Annotated in this window: 13 protein-coding genes; 2 read left to right on the top strand and 11 right to left on the bottom strand. The window is 50.0% G+C overall.

The window, feature by feature from the left end; all coding sequences use genetic code 11:
* Positions 1 to 3: 3 nt before the first annotated feature.
* The 6 genes from DN748_RS01000 to DN748_RS00975 form a co-directional block, all read right to left on the bottom strand.
* Positions 4 to 1554, bottom strand: coding sequence for a family 20 glycosylhydrolase (locus DN748_RS01000; RefSeq protein ID WP_201741389.1), 1551 nt, complete (start codon positions 1552 to 1554; stop codon positions 4 to 6).
* A gap of 35 nt (positions 1555 to 1589) precedes the next feature.
* Complete coding sequence (locus DN748_RS00995) at positions 1590 to 2372, bottom strand: 6-phosphogluconolactonase (RefSeq protein WP_112369894.1); 783 nt, start codon at positions 2370 to 2372, stop codon at positions 1590 to 1592.
* Positions 2373 to 2501: 129 nt separating this feature from the next.
* Positions 2502 to 3272, bottom strand: coding sequence for a glycoside hydrolase family 16 protein (locus tag DN748_RS00990; protein WP_112370087.1), 771 nt, complete (start codon positions 3270 to 3272; stop codon positions 2502 to 2504).
* 19 nt (positions 3273 to 3291) lie between these two features.
* The gene (locus DN748_RS00985; RefSeq protein WP_112369893.1) at positions 3292 to 4734 is read right to left on the bottom strand and encodes a CBM96 family carbohydrate-binding protein; all 1443 of its coding nucleotides are present in this window, start codon (positions 4732 to 4734) and stop codon (positions 3292 to 3294) included.
* A gap of 36 nt (positions 4735 to 4770) precedes the next feature.
* Entirely contained in the window at positions 4771 to 6141 is a 1371-nt protein-coding gene (locus DN748_RS00980) for a RagB/SusD family nutrient uptake outer membrane protein (protein ID WP_112369892.1), read from the bottom strand.
* A gap of 12 nt (positions 6142 to 6153) precedes the next feature.
* Positions 6154 to 9252 (bottom strand): SusC/RagA family TonB-linked outer membrane protein, encoded by a 3099-nt coding sequence (locus tag DN748_RS00975; RefSeq protein ID WP_112369891.1) that lies wholly within the window; start codon positions 9250 to 9252, stop codon positions 6154 to 6156.
* A 271-nt stretch (positions 9253 to 9523) separates the two neighbouring features.
* On the opposite strand from DN748_RS00975, the gene DN748_RS00970 reads away from it, so the two are divergent.
* Both DN748_RS00970 and DN748_RS00965 read left to right on the top strand, forming a co-directional pair.
* Positions 9524 to 10552, top strand: coding sequence for a LacI family DNA-binding transcriptional regulator (locus DN748_RS00970; protein ID WP_112369890.1), 1029 nt, complete (start codon positions 9524 to 9526; stop codon positions 10550 to 10552).
* A gap of 145 nt (positions 10553 to 10697) precedes the next feature.
* Positions 10698 to 13238 (top strand): heavy metal translocating P-type ATPase, encoded by a 2541-nt coding sequence (locus DN748_RS00965; protein WP_112370086.1) that lies wholly within the window; start codon positions 10698 to 10700, stop codon positions 13236 to 13238.
* 51 nt (positions 13239 to 13289) lie between these two features.
* On the opposite strand, the gene groL is transcribed toward DN748_RS00965, so the two are convergent.
* From groL to DN748_RS00940, 5 genes are all read right to left on the bottom strand, one after another.
* Positions 13290 to 14924, bottom strand: coding sequence for a chaperonin GroEL (gene groL / locus DN748_RS00960; protein ID WP_112369889.1), 1635 nt, complete (start codon positions 14922 to 14924; stop codon positions 13290 to 13292).
* A 62-nt stretch (positions 14925 to 14986) separates the two neighbouring features.
* Positions 14987 to 15265 (bottom strand): co-chaperone GroES, encoded by a 279-nt coding sequence (locus tag DN748_RS00955; RefSeq protein WP_112369888.1) that lies wholly within the window; start codon positions 15263 to 15265, stop codon positions 14987 to 14989.
* A gap of 172 nt (positions 15266 to 15437) precedes the next feature.
* Positions 15438 to 15800, bottom strand: coding sequence for a preprotein translocase subunit SecG (gene secG, locus DN748_RS00950; protein ID WP_112369887.1), 363 nt, complete (start codon positions 15798 to 15800; stop codon positions 15438 to 15440).
* Positions 15801 to 15880: 80 nt separating this feature from the next.
* Positions 15881 to 16741 carry a hypothetical protein gene (locus DN748_RS00945; protein WP_112369886.1) on the bottom strand — a complete coding sequence of 287 codons (861 nt, stop codon included), beginning with the start codon at positions 16739 to 16741 and terminating at the stop codon, positions 15881 to 15883.
* Between the two features lie 59 nt (positions 16742 to 16800).
* The gene (locus DN748_RS00940; protein ID WP_112369885.1) at positions 16801 to 17334 is read right to left on the bottom strand and encodes an LptE family protein; all 534 of its coding nucleotides are present in this window, start codon (positions 17332 to 17334) and stop codon (positions 16801 to 16803) included.
* Between the last annotated feature and the right edge of the window lie 13 nt (positions 17335 to 17347).

Below are 17347 nucleotides of genomic sequence, written 5' to 3'. Positions count from 1 at the left end.
GTTTTATTTTTTTCTTTTATTAAGACGGTCCGAAAGCACGTGAAGAGGCGCTTCCCTCCATTTGTTCTGTTCCCGGATCCCGGCAGGATATAAAAAACCGTCCATCAGGGTTTCAAATCGCTTGTTCAGTACCTTTCCGTCATTTAATACCTTGTTGAGGCGGGAGATGAGTCCGGGAACCTGCCCTTCCGTAAGCCCGGGAGTATTGTAGGCGGCCTCGATTTCCTTGAATTCCAGGTAATGCATGCGGAGGTCGGCCATCAGCCTGAAATGTTCGAATTCTTCTTTATGTGTTTTAACACGGCATTCGTAAAGGCTGTTCCTTATGTTGAGAAATTTGTTTTTCAATGCCGTAATGTCTTTGCTGTAAGCTGGTTTTCCGTTCTCAATCAGTTCCGGTACGGCCGAGATGAAATCCCATAATTTCCCGGCATCCTTTTTATCCATTCCGAACCGTTCCCGGGCGTAGTCATAAACAAATGACTCCGGGTCGATAGGTGCTTCCTGTTCCAGGGACCTGGCATAGGCAGCCACAAGGATACGGAACCCGGCAAGGGGATAGGTGTTCCTGATCTGGACCATGTCTATGACTTCATATCCCACGTCCCAGATAAAGCCGTATAAGCCTGTTGTAGACCATGAGGTCATGACGATGCCTTCATAACCGGCATTACGGGCATAGGGAATAAAGTCTTTCTGGTTTTCGAGATGTTTTTTCCAGGCGGTGACATACCAGTTGTCTGGGTGACTCCTGATCGCCGGGGCTCCCCAGAAGGTAAATCCCTGGTCCTGCAGTCCCGCCACATCGCCGAAGTGGTTTATTTTCCAACCGTAATTCCAGTCTACGAATACCGTTTCGGCCGGCAGGTCTTTTACGGCTTCGGGATATTTCAGGATGATATCTGCCCACATCACCGGGGTCTTTCCCAGGTCGAGTACAATTTGTGCGATCATTTTCATATGATCTACAAACAAGGCAGATTTTCCCTTTTCGGCCACTTTGGCGGCACATCGTTCGCAGTGCCCCAGCAGATAGGTTTCGTCACCGCCTATATGTATATAATCGGAGTTATGTGTAGCTGCAAGGTCGGAAAGCAGTGAAGTGAACAGTTCCCTGTTGGCTTCCGGAAGTGTGGGACATAACTGGGAGATATCTTTTTTATCTTCCCTGAGATGACTGTAACGGGCATTGCGCAATATGTATTCCACATGACCGAGGCTTTGTTGCAACGGGATCACCTGTATGCCGAGTGAATTGCAATACGCTATAAAATCTTCGATCTCCTTTCTGGAATACGAATATTTATTGGTTATGGTGAGATGCTCCCTGAACGGATATGTGGCTTCCCATTCCATCACAAGAGTGTTTATACCGAAATCCGAAAGTTCCTTCGCAAATGCCTTAAGCGCTTCCGGGGTCATGACCTGTATGCGGAGGTCGAGGTGAAAACCCCTGATGTCAAAGTCGCCGGTCCTGCGCTGTGAAGGCTGGGCATTTAGCCCGGATACCAGTATGAGCATGAATATTGAACTGACAATCTGTGTATATCGCATAATCTGTTGTGTTGTGTATTTCTTTTAAAATGTTTTTATCCTGTAATACCGTGCTGGTGTATTTTACCGGTCTTTGTATTTCCGTATGCCGCCTTGTCAAAAAAATACCTGCAGTCCGGATGGGTTCGCAGTACGGAAGCCGGGCAGGACTCTTCTACCGGACCCGTCAGGGTTTTGCGGACGGCTTCTCTTTTGTGTTTTCCTATTACAACACAGAACAGGGCCGTACCGCGAAGCAGGGCGGGGATGGTGAGGGTCAGGGCGTGAGTGGGGACCTCGGCGACCGAGTCAAAACACTCGTCGTGTACCTGTTGTACCCGGCAGGCCATATCCAGCGCCACGGTTTTTATGGTATCGGGGTCATTAAAATCGGCAACAGGCGGATCGTTAAAAGCCAGGTGGCCGTTTTCTCCTATTCCCAGACATACGATATCTATAGTGTCCCGGCTGATGAGTTTTGTAAACCGTTCTATTTCCTCCTGTACCGGATTTTGCGTATTGATCGTATGCCTTGCTTTCAGGCTGACCCTGGAAAAGAGCTTGTCTTCCAGGTATCGTGAAAACAGTTGCGGGGCATGGGCTTCCAGTCCGAGGTACTCATCCATGTTAAAGGCTACTATTTTTTCCCATTGTATATTCGGGGAATCGGCCAGGTAAGATAGTAAATGATCCTGAGACGGGGCGGCGGCAAAGATCATCCGGATGGTCTTTTTTTTACGCTGCAATGCAATAAGATATTCTTCTACGGCTTTACCTGCCGCAATTCCTGTTTCTTCCGGGGTGGAAAAAACACAGATGTTCTGATTCAGTTCTGACATATTTATACTTGATATTTGGGTCCCGGTACGGGCTATGTAGCCGTACCGGAGTTTCTTGTTTTTTGTGTTGACCGCCCGATATATTTTTGGCGGGGTGATTGACAGGGTAGCGGAAGATCATCCCGGAAGCTATTTGATATATTCCACTTTCTCAATAATGATCTCCTGTTCTTTCAGGTCTGAAGGGTTCTGCCCCCTGAAGAGCCATAGGTTGAGTTTCAGTCTTTCGTCCTTATCCGGGGGGATGTTACTGCCCTTGTAATTCCAGGAGTGGATCACATTGTTTTCCGACACTGCGGTATCGTGCCCGTAAAGGCTTATGAAATCAATGCTGTCGGGTTGCCAGTCAAAAGAATGCGTGCTGGTTTCCCCTGAAAGCCCGAGGTTGTAACGTTCCTTGTTGCCCGGAATATCTGACGGTTGTACGGCAAACTGGGAATCCATGTTATCAGGGTCGGACCATCGTGAAAATTCGATATCGATCTCTTCGTTGTCATTCCTGTAGGTAAACATTCCGGCTACGGCATTCGGGTCGAGCCGGTCTATCCTTCCGGATACGTAAAAAACATATTTTCCGTATCCGAGTGACCTGCGGAGGGAGATCCCTGCGCAATACCAATGCCCTCCCTTTTGAACGATTTTCAGGTGCAGCCGGCCGTCGTCATCTACCCATACATTATCCTCCGAATCTGAAAAATAATTGGGCCCCGGGCCTTCCCTGCCCTCGCCGGAACTGCGCACTATCCATTCAAATCCTGAAAAATCAAGGGTCCGTACGGTGTTTTCCGGGGGTTTTTCCTCATCGTTATCTGTCGAGGAACCACAGGAATACAGGAAAAGGACCAGTATACCGGCCTGAAACAGGGAGCGGGCGTGTAAAAAAAGTGTGGAATAATTCATAGTTGGGATGATATACCTGTTATTGAACATTTATTTCCACGGTTATTTCTTCAATAGCGGAGCCTGTTTTGTCTTTTGCCGAAAGCATTACAGTGTCTTCGCTGCCACCTTCCCCATTGTGAATGTACAACAGGTTCATAAGCTCGACATCCAGCTGGGTAAACTGGTCGCCTGCCCTTAGAATATTGGCGCCCTTGATCAGCCAGCCGTTAGCGGGAGCAGCTTCTACGGTGTAGATGATATCTGCTGCCGTTGCACCGGTAATTTCCAGGATATCGTTGTTCCACACGGTCGTCTCCCCGTTTTCAACGTTGATGTCTTCATGGGTAGACAACTCCAGGGTATTTTGTCCTGAAGCCAGGGTGGCCACCAGCATGGGCGGATGGAGATCGGCGTGTTCTTTCGAGGCCAGGTCATCGGTTTCATCGGTACCGGCTTCCCCGTCGAGCATAAGCGACAGGCGGCCGAGTTCCTGGTTGTCCTTGTAGAAATCGGTCAGGTTAAATTTAAAACTGGACACCTTGGTTGTCGTAATACTTGCAATGGGGCCATCCTGGGGGAAAACGGCACTGTCAAAAGTAAGTCCCATTTCATTCCAGCTTGTGTCAGGCGTCTGGTATACATCCAGGGCTACTCCTTTGGCATGGGTAAAGGACACAGCGATTTCCAGCTGAATATCGGTGATGATTCCTTCCCGGTCGAAATCGTCCAGGTCGAACATCAGGAACGCTTTCCGGTCGTAATCACCGTCCCCGGAAACATTCTTGACCTTCAGCAAGGGGTTGTTCCCGAAGTTTGCCCCGGATTGCGCCCCCCCGTTTACATAGGTGTCGTATACCGGGAAGATGGTGTCCCTGACCAGGGTCGGGTCGGGTGCATTGGTATCCCCTGCGGGGGCTGAGAAATAGACGATGGAATTGACGATGTGCAGCACCCCGTTAAGCGGTTCGAGGTTGGAGGTGGTGATCTGCCACTGCACATTGGTCCCCTGGTTGATGAGGCCCATGAAATTGTTGTTGTGCGAGAGGTACATCAATTGCCCGTTCTCCGTATCATAGGCGATGGGCTTGTTGTTCTCGAAGAGTTCGGGGTCTCCGAAATGCACCTTGTCATTGACGATGTGGTACCTGAGGATATTGCGGAGAATGGGGAGGGGGACTTCCTCCATGCTGCTGTATGAGTTATCGGCCAGGTAGGTTTTGAACGACGCATTGGTAGGGGTGATAAATGTCCTGACCTCTTCCCCTTCATACAACTCCTGAAGTTCGGCCAGTACAATGGCCTGTTCCAGGTATTCCAGCGAATCGTTCTCTTGTATGAACTCCCAGGCACTGACCTCCAGTTTGCCGTCTGTCCCTGATTTCTGATATTCAAAATCTTTCTGGATCTCACAGCTTGCGGTAGTGATGGCTACTGTGAGACAAATTCCGAGAAAACGGATCAGTATATTGTGATTCTGCATGATTTTAAGTGTTTTAAGTTAACTTCCCGGTTTTTATTACCGGTAAAACTCATTCTGTTCCAGGTTCGGGTTTCTGTTCAGTGCATCCTCGTGTATGGGCCACAGGAAGTTGGCCTCACTGTTCAACCCGTTTACAGGCTGCATCACTTCTATGGCCGACCCTGTTCTCACCAGGTCGAACCAGCGGTGTCCTTCAAACGACAGTTCGATGGCCCTTTCGTGTAAAATGGCGGCTTCCACTCCCGAATATTGCGCTTCGGCATCTTCCGGGTCCAGCGCAGGGAGGCCGGCCCTGTTTCGTATGCTGTTCAGCAATTCGAGGGCGGTATCGGTCTGCCCCAGTCTTGCATGAGCCTCTGCTTTTAGCAGTACGATGTCTGCCAGGCGCAGCAGTACGATGTTGTTCTCCGAGGGGTCGGGACTTTCATCGTTAAAGCCTTCTCCGAAGAACTTCCATATTTTACGGGGTGTTACCTGGGTGGTATCGTATATCAGGGATTTTCTCCTGTCGCCGTTTTCAAAGGAATTCCTGAACGACTCACTGGGGAAATAATAACTGTCGGACCCCAGGGCATACAGTACACGCATGGAATTGGTCTGTATTTCATTGTAACCTACTTCAAAGATACTTTCGCCGGAAAACCCGGTAGTAAAGATATCAGACCAGTTATTGATGGGCACCAGGGAGTACAGGGGATTGTCGAGTACCTTTTGTGCAGACTCCACGACCATATCATATTCGCCCCTCCACATATATACCTGGGTGAGAAATCCGTTTGCTCCCCCGCGTGTAACGAGTATGCGGTCTCTTTCCCCGCCGTAATTTTCCGCACAGTTTTCCGAGGCAAAGATCAGGTCGTCTACAACCTGGTCCAGTATAATCTCCCGGTCGGTTGCGGAGATAAAAAGTTCCTGTTCCGCACTTTCGTAGGGTTCGGTGATCAAGGGAACGTCGCCCCATACCCTTACGGCATAAAAATAGGCGATGGCCCTCAGGGCATGTGCCTGCCCCAGCAGCTGGTCTTTCAGGGTGCTTTCCCCGTCAAAGACCTGGGGCACGTATTTTATGGCATAGTTGGCCCGGCTGATGACCTCGTACAGGTTATTCCAGCTGGCAGAGGAAATGATAGGGGTAAGTGTATTCTGGTGGAGTGCCAGCGCATCTCCCGAGTTGTTGGTGTCTACCGCATCGGCCCTTCCTTCTCCCCAGAGGGAGAAATTGATCCTGAAAGCCGATTGCATGGCGTCGTAAATCCCGTATACCCCGGCCTGGGCATCACTGGCATTCTTGTAAAACCCCTGGGCCGGAAAGCTGCTCACCGGTTCTTTGTCCAGTATGGAATCTGCACAGGAACCCGTTATTGCTGCAAGTATACATCCTATAAATAGTTTTTTTATGTTCTTCATGACCAGTAGTTTTTAAAGTCCAAAATTTAATCCCAGGATAAGGGTGCGGCTCTGCGGATAGGAGCCTTCGTCTACACCTGCCCGTAACCCGCTGTAGGAATTGACGTCCGGGTCAAAGCCCGTGTATTTCGTCCAGGTAATGAGGTTGGTCGCCGTGATATAGGCATCGAGCTTATGGATACCGATCTTATTGATGATCCTGGAAGGAAAGCTGTACCTGAAATGTACGTTTTTGAGTTTGATATACGAGCCGTCCTCTACCCATCTGCTTTGTACCCTGCTGTCTGACTGCATGGGGTCGTCCCGTACGGGCCTCGGAAAATCCGTGATATCGCCCTGTTCCCTCCATCTCCCGAGTGCGTCGGTAGAGAGGTTGTTGTACCGGACTACCGAATTTCTCTGATGGTTGATCTCGCTGTAGATCTCGTTGCCTACGGAGAACTGGAAAAATACGCTGAGCGTGAAGTTCTTGTAGCTGAAATCGTTGGTGATCCCCCCGAAGAAATCGGGTTCGGCATTACCGATGATCTGCCGGTCGTCTTCATTGATGATATGGTCTCCGTTCAGGTCGTTCCAGATAGGGTCCCCGCCCTGGAACTCCCTGCCCATTGCGCCGTTGGTCACCCCGTTTACATTGTCTTCGTCACGGGCGTAAACGCCGTCGAATTTCCAGCCGTAGAACGTGCCTATGGGAAGCCCTTCCTTGAGGATGTGATAGGTGCCGTTCTGGATATAGCCATTGGTAAGCAGGTCTTCGGGGAGTTCCTTGACCTTGTTCCTGTTGGCACTTATATTGAAGTTGGTATTCCAGCTGAAATCGCCCGTAAGGTTACGGCTGCTTACCAGGAATTCGATTCCCTTGTTCTGTATCCTCCCGATGTTCTGTGTGATATAACTGAAGCCGGTAGTTCGCGGTATCGGAACATTGTATAGCAGGTCGCGGGTATCTTTTATGTAGAAATCGGCATTGAAGATCAGGCGGTTTCTCCAAAGGGAAACATCGAGCCCGGCGTTATACTGGGTGGTGGTTTCCCAGGTAAGCCCGGAATTGGGCATGACCGAAGGCGACGCCCCCGAATAATCGAGGTAGTTGCTCCCCACCATAAATTCTCCCTGTGAAGTGTAATTGCCTATGGCCTCATTACCGGTGTTCCCCACACTGAAGCGAAGTTTGGCATCGCTTAGGAAATCGAGGTTTTCAAGGAATTTCTCTTCAGAGAACCTCCAGCCTACCGATGCCGAGGGAAAGTAACCGAAGCGTTTGTCTTTTCCGAACCTGGAAGAACCGTCGGCCCTGATATTTACCTCTGCGAGGTATTTTCCCATATAATCGTAAGACACCCTTCCGAAATAGGAGAGCATGGAGTGCTCCGTGGTAATGTTCACTTCCTGGTTGGAAATGGTACCGGCCCCGTTGAGGGTACGGATATTGTCACTGGGAAAAAACATCCCGTCCAGTCCCGTACGTTCGTACTGCCAGTTTTGAAAGCTGAACCCCGCCAGGGCATTCAGGCTGTGTTTTTCTCCGAAGTTTCTATCGAACTTCAGGTAATTTTCGTTGCCCCATGTAATATTGTTGGTACTTCTTACGGCCCCGGTATTGTATCCTTCGCGGTAGTCGAGAATGGAAGGCATGAAATCGTCTTCTTTCATGGCGGTAAAATCGAGGTTGAGGTTACTCCTGAAGGTCAGCCCGTCCATGATATCGTACTCGAGGTATTCGTTCCCGATAATCCGGTTGCTCTTGTTCTGGTGTGTGGCATAAAGCGCAATACCCACCGGGTTACGCCTTCCTACCATATACCCGTTCAGTGAACCGTCGGGGAGATACATGGCATAGGAGGGAGGCCTTACCAGCAGTTCGCGGATCACACTCAGGTTTCCGGTACCTCCGGCATTTATCCTGTTGTTATTGGTGTTGGTATAGGCAATGCTCTGGCCTGCCCTTAATCTATCTGAAATATCGAAGTCTACGTTAAGCCTTGTGGTTACCCTTTTGTAATTGGAGTTCAGGATAATGCCGTCCTGATTGAGGAAAGAAGAACTCCAGGAGTACTTCACATTTTCGGCTCCGCCCCTTACTGCCAGGTCTATTTTGTACTGGGAAGCAGTGCGCAGCAATTCGTCCTGCCAGTCCACATCACCTGTATTCCTGGGGTTAAGCGAGTCTATTACCGTCCAGTAGGGTTCTTCGGGATTATCCATGTTCCGGTAAGAATCGAGGATGAGCTCCCTGTACTGGCTGGCGTTGAGCACACTGAGTTTCCTGGTGATCTGGCTTATCCCGGTATGGACATTGAGGTTTACCTGGGCCTTGCCTTCCGCTCCCCGTTTTGTAGTGATCATGACCACTCCGTTGGCCGCCCTGGAACCGTATATGGCTGTCGATGCGGCGTCTTTGAGAATTTCAATGGACTCAATATCGTCGGGATTGATATCGGCCAGGGGATTTAATCCGAAATTTTCCGTACCGTTGAGGGAAGACAGGCTGTTGGATTCTATGGGAACGCCATCTACTACAAAAAGCGGGTCGTTCCCGGAATTCAGGGAAGAATTTCCCCTTACACGGATGGTCATTCCCCCGCCGGGAGCCCCCGAGTTGGAAGTGACCTGTACCCCGGCAGCCCTTCCCTGGAGGACGGATACCGGGTCCTGTAAATTGGATTGTGCGATCTCTTCACTTCCCACGGAAACCACAGATCCCGTGACGTTCCTCTTTTTCTGGCGCCCGTACCCTACGACTACCATTTCTTCCAGCTCGTTGGTTGCCGGAGTGAGGGAAACATCTATGGTAGTATTGGCATCGAAGGGTATGTCCCGGGACTCATACCCCATAAAGGAGTACGTCAGGATATCGCCCGGAGAAATTCCCGTAATGGTATAGTTCCCGTCCAGGTCGGAAGAAGTTCCCGTAGAAGTTCCCTTGATAATGATATTTACCCCGAGCAGTGGCATGCCGGTCTCGCTGTCGGTAATGGTTCCCGAGACTGTCCTTTCCTGGGCCATGACCGGGCCTGATATCAAAAGGTGTATCGCCAGGAAGGCCATATATCCCATGAAGTTCCGAATTATTCCGCAATGGCGGAGATTGTTTTTGTAAGGTTCACTCATTTGACCATTTTTTTTCGGATTATCACTAATTAAGTCTTAAAATCATATCAAATGTATATTTTAGATCTTTTTTATGCAAACGTTTGCCTTAAAATTTTCTAAAAAAACGGGAAGCAAGCGCGTTTTGTAAGAGGATGTTTATTATCTTTGTGATAAATTAAGCATCTTGTTATCAGCTGTATGGTGGTTTTCAAAGAGAGGGTGTTAGTATAAGTTCACCTGATATTCCTTATGTTTAATTTATTTTTTATGCAAACGTTTGAATTTTGAGATGACTAAAGGACGAGTAACTTTAAAAGATCTGGCCAGGGATCTGGGGCTGGCACCGTCTACGATATCCAGGGCCCTGTCTGATCATCCGGCCATCAGTGAGGCTACCAAGAAAACCGTAAAAGACAGGGCCGAGGAGCTGGGGTTTACCCCCAATTCCATAGCGGCGAGTTTCCGGAGTAAGAAAACCAGGTCCATCGGTGTCATTGTACCCAGGATCGATGTGCATTTTCATTCCAGGGTCATCAGTGGTATCGAGGAGTTTTCATATAAAAGCGGGTATCACGTTACCATTTTTCAATCACATGATTCCTATAAGCGGGAGAAAGAGATCGTGAAGATCCTTCAGACAAAAATGGTGGAGGGCGTTATTATATGCCTGGCGATGGAGTCGAGGATATTTGATCATCTCAAACGGTTGAACAACCTGAAAGTGCCCCAGGTGTTTTACGACCGTACCCCGGAAAACTTCCTGACCAATAAAGTCAACATCGACGATTACGAATCTTCATACACGGCTACGGAACACCTTATAGATGTCGGTTGCAGGAGGATCTTTCACATTGCGGGTAATCAGTCTACCGGTATTTTCAGGAAACGCCTGGAAGGATATAAGGCCGCTCTTGCCGACAATGGCATGATGTTCCGGGACGATTTTATCCTGACCACCAAAAACCTGAGTTACGAGGAAGGTGCAGATTGTGCCCGCAGGCTGCTGCAGCTGCCCGATCTGCCCGACGGCATCTTCTGTGCGAACGATTATACTGCCGTGAGTATTATCCAGGCCTTTAATAAGGCCGGCATAAAAATACCGGAACAGGTAGCTATTGCAGGCTTTAGTAATTATCCCATTTCCAGGATTATAGAGCCCAGTCTCACGACGGTCAATGACCGGGCATTCCAGATGGGAGAGGCTGCGGCCAAACTGTTGATACGCCAGATAGAGGAAGATGATGCCGATATCATAGATTATCAGACCATAACCCTTAAGACCGAACTGATCGTCAGGGAATCTACGAAACGCATATAAAAATCCCTCCCGGAGGTATTACCCCGGAAACAGCCTGTTTCTTCTGCAGAAAATCCGTAAATTATACAATCCTTTTCCGGAATTGTATAATAACTTCCGGTTTTTATCCCGGAACTTTGCATTCTTAAATACGGATAAAATCATGATGAAACATACCTATAAAATAACCGGAATGTCCTGTACGGGGTGTAAAGGGCATGTGGAGAAGATTATCGGCAGTGTCGACGGGGTTACCGGGGTAACGGTAGACCTGGACAAGGCAGAGGCCGTAGTGGAGATGGAAGAGCACGTTCCCTTCGCAAAACTGGGGGAGGCCTTTGAGGCCGACAGGGGGCATTACGGCATTGCGCTTCCGGGTGAGGAAAAAAAGGGGTGTAGCTGTTGCAGCAGTGATGGAAAACACGATGCTTCCCATGCTTCCGCGAAAAAAGGCAGTGTTCCCGGCAGCGGGGTTTACTATTGCCCCATGCACTGTGAAGAGGACAAGACCTATGACAAACCGGGAAGTTGTCCTGTGTGTGGGATGGATCTCGTGGAGGCACCTTCACCACGGCGAAAAAAGGTGTCTTATACCTGCCCGATGCATCCCGAGGTGATCAGTGACCAGCCGGGAAGCTGCCCGAAATGCGGAATGGACCTTGTTCCTGTGGAAGAGGAAGAGGAAGAAACGGATGAGCATTACATCAAGCTGTTGCGCAAGTTCAAGATTGCCGTGGCATTTACCCTTCCCATATTCCTGATCGCGATGTCTGAAATGCTTCCGGGGGACCCTGTGGGGGACTGGCTCCCCCGCGAGTATTGGAACTGGATACAGCTGGGGCTTTCCCTGCCGGTGGTGTTTTATGCTACATGGATGTTTTTTGAGCGGGCATACCGCTCTGTGGTGACCTGGAACCTCAATATGTTTACCCTGATCGGGCTGGGAGCGGGGGTAGCCTGGCTATTCAGTCTCGGCGGAATGGCATTCCCGGGGATATTGCCGGAGCAGTTCAAGTCTGCCGACGGTACGGTTCACGTGTATTTCGAGGCGGCAACCGTAATCCTTACGCTGGTATTACTCGGGCAGTTACTTGAGGCAAGGGCACACGGCAAGACCAATTCGGCCATCAGGGAACTGTTGAAACTGGCACCCAATACGGCGACCAGGGTGGTAGAGGGAAAGGAACAGGTGGTGAGCCTGGACGATGTGGAAAAGGGTGACCTGCTCAGGGTAAAGCCGGGGGAGAAGATCCCGGTAGACGGAATTATCAAGGAGGGAAAGAGTACGATAGACGAGTCCATGATCACCGGGGAGCCTATCCCGGTCGATCGCGGGGAAGGAGATACGGTCAGCGCAGGCACCATTAACGGAAACAGGAGTTTTGTAATGGAGGCCGAGAAGGTAGGAGCCGATACCCTGCTTTCGCAGATTGTGGATATGGTCAATTCCGCCAGCAGGTCGAGGGCCCCGATACAGAAACTGGCCGACAGGATCTCGGGATATTTTGTGCCTGTCGTGGTGCTGATATCCGTACTGACCTTTATCGTATGGGCCGTATACGGTCCCGAACCGTCCTATGTGTATGCCTTTGTAAATGCCATTGCCGTACTTATCATTGCGTGTCCCTGTGCGCTGGGACTGGCAACGCCCATGTCGGTCATGGTCGGGGTGGGTAAGGGCGCCCAATCGGGGGTGCTCATTAAAAATGCGGAGGCCCTGGAGCGAATGAATAAAATTGATGTGGTGATCATTGACAAGACCGGAACGGTTACCGAAGGGAAACCCTCGGTGGAAAAAGTGGTGGCTGCCGGCGGGTCAGGCGGGGATGAGGTCCTGCAAAAGATAGTATCGCTCAACAGTCATAGCGAACATCCCCTGGCACAGGCAACCATGCGGTATGCCGAAGAAAAAGGGGTAGAGCCCGTACAGGTAAACGATTTCGAATCTGTTACCGGGAAGGGGGTAAAGGGTGTGCATTCCGAAGGGGGGCAGGACAAGGCTCTGGCACTCGGAAATGACAAATTACTGGAGCAGTTAGGGGTAAAGCTCCCGGAAGCATTGCAAAAACAGGTAAAGGCGGAACAACAACAGGGAAAAACCGTATCCTGCCTTTCAGAAGATGGTGAGGTGCTGGGTTTTGTGGTGATTTCGGATAAAATAAAGGAGACCAGCAGGGAAGCCATAGAGAAATTACAGGACGAAGGCATGGAGGTGGTTATGCTGACCGGTGATAATGAAGACACGGCAAGGGCGGTAAATGAAACGCTCGGGCTGGACGGTTTTAAGGCGCAGATGTTGCCGGCGGACAAGCTGAACGAGGTCAAACGGTTGCAGGAAGCCGGAAAGAAAGTAGCCATGGCGGGAGACGGGATCAATGATGCCCCGGCGCTGGCACAGGCCGACATAGGTATAGCGATGGGGACCGGGACTGATGTGGCGATAGAGAGCGCGGAGATCACCCTGGTGAAAGGAGACCTCAATGGTATAGCGAGGGCCCGTATGCTGAGTCATAAGGTTATGCGGAATATAAAGGAGAACCTGTTCTTTGCCCTGGCGTATAATGCCCTGGGAATTCCGGTAGCGGCCGGCGTGTTGTATCCTGTATCCGGTTTGTTGTTGTCGCCCATGATCGCTGCGCTGGCCATGAGCTTCAGTTCGGTGTCGGTGATTGCCAATTCCCTCCGGCTGCGGATGGCAAAATTATAGGAATAAAAAAAGCTGCCTCTCGGGCAGCTTTTTTTATCGGAAACATTTGTTTTACATCATTCCCGGCATTCCCCCGCCCATGGGAGGGCCTGCAGGTGCAGGGTTGTCTTCCTTGATATCGGTAAGCGCACACTCGGTAGTGAGGATCATACCGGATACGGAAGCCGCATTTTCCAGGGCGATACGGGTTACTTTCTTGGGGTCGATGATACCGGCCTTAAACATGTCTACATAGGTTTCGGACTTGGCATCGTAACCGAAGTCGTCTTTTCCGTCGAGTACTTTGGAAACGACTACGGAACCTTCGCCACCTGCGTTTTCAACGATAGTTCTCAGCGGCGATTCGATAGCGCGGGCCACGATCTGTATTCCGGTCTCTTCGTCGGGGTTCAGGGCTTTCACCTGGTCGAGCACTGCCTTGGCTCTTACCAGGGCCACACCACCACCGGCTACGATACCTTCTTCTACGGCAGCGCGGGTAGCGTGAAGTGCATCATCTACGCGGTCTTTTTTCTCTTTCATTTCCACTTCGGAGGCAGCACCTACATACAGTACGGCTACACCACCGGCCAGTTTGGCAAGGCGTTCCTGAAGTTTTTCCCTGTCGTAGTCTGAGGTAGTCGTTTCTATCTGCGCCTTGATCTGGTTTACGCGGCCTTTAATGGCTTCGGCTTCACCGGCACCGTTGACTACGGTAGTATTGTCTTTGTCTATGGCTACTTTCTCGGCAGTACCCAGCATGTCTATGGTAGCATTTTCGAGCGTAAATCCTCTCTCTTCAGAAATTACGGTACCTCCGGTAAGGATGGCGATGTCTTCCAGCATGGCTTTTCTGCGATCACCGAATCCCGGGGCTTTTACCGCTGCGATCTTGAGAGAACCTCTCAGTTTGTTTACGACCAGGGTGGCGAGGGCCTCACCGTCTACATCCTCGGCAATGATCAGCAGGGGTTTTCCTTGCTGGGCAACAGGCTCGAGTACGGGAAGAAGGTCTTTCATGTTGGAGATCTTCTTGTCGAAAAGAAGGATATACGGGTTTTCCAGTTCGGCAACCATCTTTTCGGAATCGGTAACGAAATAGGCAGAGAGGTATCCCCTGTCGAACTGCATCCCTTCCACAACATCTACATAGGTGTCAGTACCTTTGGCTTCTTCTACGGTAATTACCCCTTCCTTTCCGACTTTCGTAAACGCCTGGGCGATAAGCTCACCGATGGTTTCGTCGTTGTTGGCAGAAATGGCAGCTACCTGCTTTATCTTGTCTGTAGCATCACCTACCTCCCTCGATTGTTTTGCCAAGTCTTTCACCAGGACTTCCACAGCCTTGTCGATCCCTCTTTTAAGGTCCATGGGGTTGGCTCCTGCCGCTACGTTTTTCAGGCCTTCCTTAACGATGGCCTGTGCCAGAACGGTAGCCGTGGTGGTTCCGTCACCGGCGAGGTCATTGGTTTTGGAGGCTACTTCCTTAACCATCTGTGCGCCCATGTTTTCCAGCGCGTTGTCCAGCTCTATTTCCTTGGCTACGGAAACCCCGTCCTTGGTTACGGTGGGGGCTCCGAAGGATTTGCTGATAATTACGTTCCTCCCTTTGGGGCCGAGTGTTACTTTTACTGCATTTGCGAGGGCATCTACTCCGCGCTTTAGTCCGTCACGGGCTTCAATGTCAAATTTTATGTCTTTAGCCATTTTCTGTTGTTTTTAATTTACTGTTTTCAGTTCAGTGTCAATCCGGTTGTGATAAGGGGGTGCTATACAATAGCCAGGATATCGCTTTCGCGCATCATCAGGTAATCGGTACCTTCGAGTTTGAGTTCGGTACCGGAGTATTTTCCGTAAAGCACAGTATCACCGACTTTTACAGTTAACGGTTCGTCCTTGGTACCGGGACCAACTGCAACAACAACTCCTTTCTGAGGTTTTTCCTTGGCAGAATCGGGAATGATAATTCCGGAAGCAGTTGTTGTTTCTGCGGCGACAGGTTCTACCAGAACCCTGTCTGCAAGCGGTTTAATGTTTACTTCAGCCATTTTTACTATTTTATTTTAAATTAGATTTATGTTTAAACTATGCACTGTCAGGCAGAAATTATGCCAACGTGTACGAATGTCTTAAAAAGGAAAGGAAACTGACATTTTTGTAAATAAAAATGCCAACTTATGACAAGCTGGCATTTTTTCAGGTATCTTTTTTGTCTGTCCGCTATTCGGGTTCCCCGGTAGTATCGGTTTCTGTCGGTACCGGAGGTGTGGTGTTGTCCTGTTGCGGTATTGTAGTTTCCTGTCTTGTCCGCTGGCCTTCCAGCAGTTTGGACTCCTGCGATGCACCGCTGTTCCTGAGGCTGAGGTTCGAAAGCAGTATCAGCACGATCAGGATGGTAGCGAGGGTCCAGGTACTCTTGTCCAGGAAATCTCCGGTCTTTTTAACGCCGCCTACGATCTGGCTACCGCCACCACCGAAGGAAGAAGACAGTCCTCCGCCTTTGGGATTCTGTACCATAATGACCAGAACTAATAAAAGTGCCACGATAATGATCAGCACCATGAATATAGAAAACGTACTCATTGTTTATGTGATAATATATTAATATGCTTTGTTGTCGTATCCCGTCCGGAAATTCCCGGTTTCCGGACAGCGGCCATCGGTCAACTGTTTTGTTGCAGTTTTTTAACGGCCTTGATCTGGTCTGCAAAGAAACCACTTTTTTCCGGATATTTCAAACTTAATATTTTATAGGCCTGAATGGCGTTTTTATACCGTTTTTGTTCCAGGTATACCCTGGCCAGGGTCTCGGTCATCAGCTCTTCCTGTTCCACTTGCGCATTGTGGGCCAGGTTTACTACGGTGGGTTCCTTGTTCCGGTCTGCCCTGGGCACGATCTTCGGGTTGTTTTTGATAAACTTGTCTATAAGCTTGAATTTCCTGCTGATCTCTGCCGGAGCAGGTTGTTTGTTTTTGTCTTTCTGCGAACTGACTGCCGTTTCCCGCGCGACCGGCTGGCAGGACGATAATTTAAGCCATTCCGAAAAGGAGTGCTTCTCACCGTGACCGAAGGTCAGGGGAGTCCCTATTCCGAGTTGTTGTTCCGTTTCGGAAGGTACGGGAATAAATACGGAAGGATCGAGGATGCGTTCGGCGTCCTGTTCATCTGCCAGGTGGGTCTGTTCGACCAGGGTATTGCCCTTTATGCGGATCTCCTGTGCATTGACTTCGATATCCCCGAGATTGGTCTTCCGGTTGGCGATGGTTTTGGCAATGCGGTTCTGCAGGAATTCTTTTGAGGTGATCAGGTCGAACAGCACTGTCCTGTCGGTGGTATGGGCCGCAGTTTTTTTGAGTGCATCGTTGTACCGGAAGCTGTTCAGATTACTGAGCCCTCTCAGGTGAAGTGCCCTGGCCGACTGAAAAAAGGGGTATTCCCCGATCAGGGTTTCCAGGGCTGTTGTTTCTTCCAGCCGGATGTTTTCGGGTTTTCTTAAGAGTTGTATGTAGTCTGAAGCGTTCATGTTGATATTGTTTGTTTTGACTTCCTGCCATTCTTCACAAACTAACGACTTGCAAATACCTACCAGTCGGCCAGGGAGGCATTGAAGATATCCTGGGTGATCCTCTCGAAGATCTCTTCATGAGCAGCCGATTTTACTGAGTTGAGCTGTGAGTTGGCAGGGAAATCGTAATAAAACGAGAACGTGCGTTCGAAATCGGCATCTTCCTTGGTGTTGTTGGTAAAACGCACACGCACCCCTATGGTCAGGCGGTTCTGGGCGGCGGTTTGCTGTGCTGTTGCCGTCATGGGGGCCACCCGGTATTCGGTGATCTCTCCTTCGTAGAGCAGGTCTCCGCCGGAAGGTACCAGGTCCAGGCTGGTCTGATTCATGATCAGGTCCTGTAACGCCAGGGTAAAGTCCCGGTCCAGTCCGGGTTCGACCAGCGGGGCTTCGTTCCGGAACGTATTTACCTGGAAGGTCTGGGCACTTCCGACATCGCCTCCCGTAAAGTTGTATATGCCACATCCTTTAAAAATAAGCAGGGCAGCACAGGCTACCAATATGGAAACAGCCCTTTTCGGTATTGCCGGGCCTGTATGATTGTTTTTCATGCGAATGTATTTA

The sequence above is a fragment of the Sinomicrobium soli genome, from assembly GCF_003285545.1.
Lineage (GTDB): Bacteria > Bacteroidota > Bacteroidia > Flavobacteriales > Flavobacteriaceae > Sinomicrobium.
The sequence above is the reverse complement of the archived record's forward strand: the minus strand, read 5'-3'. Positions and strand labels throughout refer to the sequence as shown.